This window comes from Kangiella sp. (genome assembly GCF_014762745.1).
Lineage (GTDB): Bacteria > Pseudomonadota > Gammaproteobacteria > Enterobacterales > Kangiellaceae > Kangiella.
The window spans coordinates 1-3,050 of sequence record NZ_JABURJ010000026.1 but is presented as its reverse complement, the minus strand read 5'-3'; the positions used below and the strand labels follow the sequence as shown (position 1 = coordinate 3,050).

Genomic DNA, 3,050 nt, shown 5'->3' with positions numbered 1-3,050 from the left:
ACAGCATAGTCAGGATGAAATCTTTATAGGTATCAGCAGAGATAGTGCCACGGAACGTATCGCAGATACTCCACAGCGTTTTATTGATTTCGTTTTGGTCGATTTTATCAGTCATTGTTGGTTTCGTTTTAATCGTTATATGAAAAGAGTCCAATTATACTTAGTCGCTACAAATAAAAGACTTTCTTTAGATTTATTTATTCGTATCAGTTTGTAGCAAACTATTGATACTAGCCTGTAATGTGACCGCGTTCAACTTTTGCAGCAATGCAAATATGCATTAATCGTGGCTTTAAATAATTAGAAAGGAAAGACTAAAAAATAGGCAAGCTTGTCTGGAATGAATGACAGTTGAAAATCGTGACTTGCTCTGTCTATGAGCGACTGGATAACGTCTTGTTAAGAAAGGAGGTTTATTTATGAATTTGTGGACCAATAATCGATAAACTTTCGTGCTTTTAGTAGATTTTGGGTTTCTCCCTGCAGCAAATAGTGCTTAGGCGCATTCCCATTAAAGGGTTCTAAATCATTCGGGCGTGAAATCCAGGTTTGTGCCTGCTTTTCATCGGAAAAGATTGTGTTTAGCCCTTTATGTATCCCCAAAAGGCATGAAACTCTGATTGCTTCATCTTCCGATAGAGCTTCAGAACCAGTCTGGATGCCTTTTGTGTACCGCTCTTCTGGAATACCGCCAAGTAAGACACACATTTCTTTAGAGTCCAGCTGAAACCAGGCTTGTAGCTTGCTAATCACTTTCCAATAGTGAGTTGTCTTATCTTCATTAACGTGTGCAGTCACGAACCTTCTCCCTAAAAGTCAGTAAATTGGGGGAGCACAATGGCGATAAGAATATCCACCATTGTGCTTACTACTGCTAATGTGCCGTCAGGCCAAGTTTATTTAGCTTATCAATAAAAGCGTTGAGTGTGTGGTCTTTGATACTGTTTTTGTCAATTTGGTAGAACTTTATAGATGACATAATCCAGCTTTTTACCGCTTCAAGGTTTGTCTTGCTGATAATATCACCGATCAAGCCCGTTAGCTGATTGCCATCAGGGTTAATCGACATTTTTATGCACACATAGTTAGCCAAATTACGGCAGACCAGCTCAGCACGCTCACTATAATCCAGGTTGGATTCGATCGGTAATTTAACAATGTTGCTTTCCATATGGACTCCGGGTTGGTGTTTTGGAGTACTCAGAATCTCATGAACCTGCAATCAGGCAATTTAACGGTTGGTTAGAAATTCAGGAGCTTATTGATATGCTCTGCCCTACTCTTTCGATCTCGGTCAATTATTCGACCGTAATGCTTATACAGCATATTTACCGAAGTCCCCATTTGCTGGGCAATCCACTCAAGTTCGATCTGGCCAGTGGTGATTAATTGAGAAGCGTAGGTGTGGCGGCAATGATTAGGTCCCCGATGCTGAATACCGGCGCTTTTGAGGTGTCTGTCCCAAAACACCTTGCCATAAACTGAAACATCATTGTACGGGAGTCCGGAGTTGGAGTTTTTAAAGACAATTCTTATATTCTCCTTTGTTCGTGTCTTATTGTCGTTTTCCATTACTTCTTTGGCTTCCTTAGGATCATTGAAAGATATAGACATTTGCTTTTTCAGAGCATCAACTGCCGGCTTCAAAAGTTCAACTTTTCGATTTCTCCGAGTTTTAGTACGCTTGTATAAACCATCAACGATTGCCCGTGTCACATATATAAAGCCTCTATCAAAATCAATGTCTTCCCAGGCTAAAGCAAAGATTTCCTCAGTTCGCATACCACTCCAGCAAGCAAATTGAATCATATTTCTTTCTGAAACCTTGGCAGTAGGATGATTAATTAAGGTTTCGATCTCACTTCTAGAAAGGGGAGTTGGTTCTCGTGACGGTAATTTCAGGTTCTTTATGTTGGTTAAAGGATTATCAAAAATCAATTTCTTTGATTTTGCTAATGCAAATACTCCCCTTAAAGGAGTAAAAATATTGTTGATGTATTTATTAGCATTCTCTGCAAGCTCCAAGGAGCGCCAAGTAAGGATGTCTGACTCAGTGATATCCTGAATCTTACAGTCACCAAATTTTTCGTTAATGACCTTTAGATTTTTTTTATAGCCATTATATGTATTTGGATCAATTTCAGCCTTTTTGATGTTCAAAAATTGTTCAGCTAAATCCTTAAATAATACAGACTTTGATTTAGATGCAAACTTCTTAGCATTAGGGCAGTTAGGGAACTCTTTAGCGTAGTCAAAAGTACCCTTTTCAATTTCCTGCCTTATCCTGGCAATCTTATCGGCTGCATAACGGATGTTAGCAACCGTAATAGGCAGTTTTAGAGTTGGTCGGCAGCGGATACCTTTATAAATAAAGCTAAGCCTGATCTTTTGACCATGTAAGCTGACACCATCGGCTTTAGCCAGGGCTTTTTGGATGGATTCATTAATATTTTTCTTCGTCATGTTTTTAAGCTTGTTGTTTTGGGATAGTTAACATACGACTCAATGGTTGAAAGCCCAAATCAGGTTTTCATGTCAAGCTGCTTCTAACTCACCAGAGATCCATTGCATGACATTATCAAGATTAAAATAAACCCGTCCATCTTCAGCCCTACGCCAAATTAGGCCCTCTGGCCAAACACCACGCTGCCTTTTCTTGTTGCTAGCATCAATAGTAATACCTGTCAGTTCAAAAAGTTTCTTTGCAGTCACCCACATCACAATTTCCTCTGTTTTGTTTGCTCACAGACAATATGCGAATCTACTATTAAATTTATGGCAAACCTGAGTAATTATTTAATATGAGACAGAAAAAGAATTGGGCAATATAAAGAAGCTAGATCAAAAGTGCCTGAATAACTAAAGTCTGAGTTCTTTTACAGAATTTTGAAAAGCTAGAAATTTGGACTTTAAGTCCCAAGAGCGTCCCAAAGAAGATATGTCAGAAACAAAAAAACCCGCTAAAGTGCGGGTTTTCAAGGGCTCTAGAAGAGCTGATATGGCGGAGAGGGTGGGATTTGAACCCACGGTGGGCTACAAACCCACGCCGG

At 39.4% G+C, this 3,050-nt stretch carries 5 protein-coding genes; all 5 read right to left on the bottom strand.

The window, feature by feature from the left end; all coding sequences use genetic code 11:
- Positions 1-115: type I restriction-modification system subunit M N-terminal domain-containing protein (locus tag HUJ19_RS01525; protein ID WP_290621814.1), on the bottom strand; the 115-nt coding region annotated here is incomplete at its 3' end.
- 302 nt (positions 116-417) lie between these two features.
- Entirely contained in the window at positions 418-798 is a 381-nt protein-coding gene (locus HUJ19_RS01520) for a hypothetical protein (RefSeq protein ID WP_290621813.1), read from the bottom strand.
- Between the two features lie 76 nt (positions 799-874).
- The gene (locus HUJ19_RS01515; protein ID WP_290621812.1) at positions 875-1,171 is read right to left on the bottom strand and encodes a hypothetical protein; all 297 of its coding nucleotides are present in this window, start codon (positions 1,169-1,171) and stop codon (positions 875-877) included.
- A gap of 71 nt (positions 1,172-1,242) precedes the next feature.
- Positions 1,243-2,463 carry a DUF3596 domain-containing protein gene (locus HUJ19_RS01510; RefSeq protein ID WP_290621811.1) on the bottom strand — a complete coding sequence of 407 codons (1,221 nt, stop codon included), beginning with the start codon at positions 2,461-2,463 and terminating at the stop codon, positions 1,243-1,245.
- Positions 2,464-2,535: 72 nt separating this feature from the next.
- Entirely contained in the window at positions 2,536-2,718 is a 183-nt protein-coding gene (locus HUJ19_RS01505; RefSeq protein WP_290621810.1) for a hypothetical protein, read from the bottom strand.
- Between the last annotated feature and the right edge of the window lie 332 nt (positions 2,719-3,050).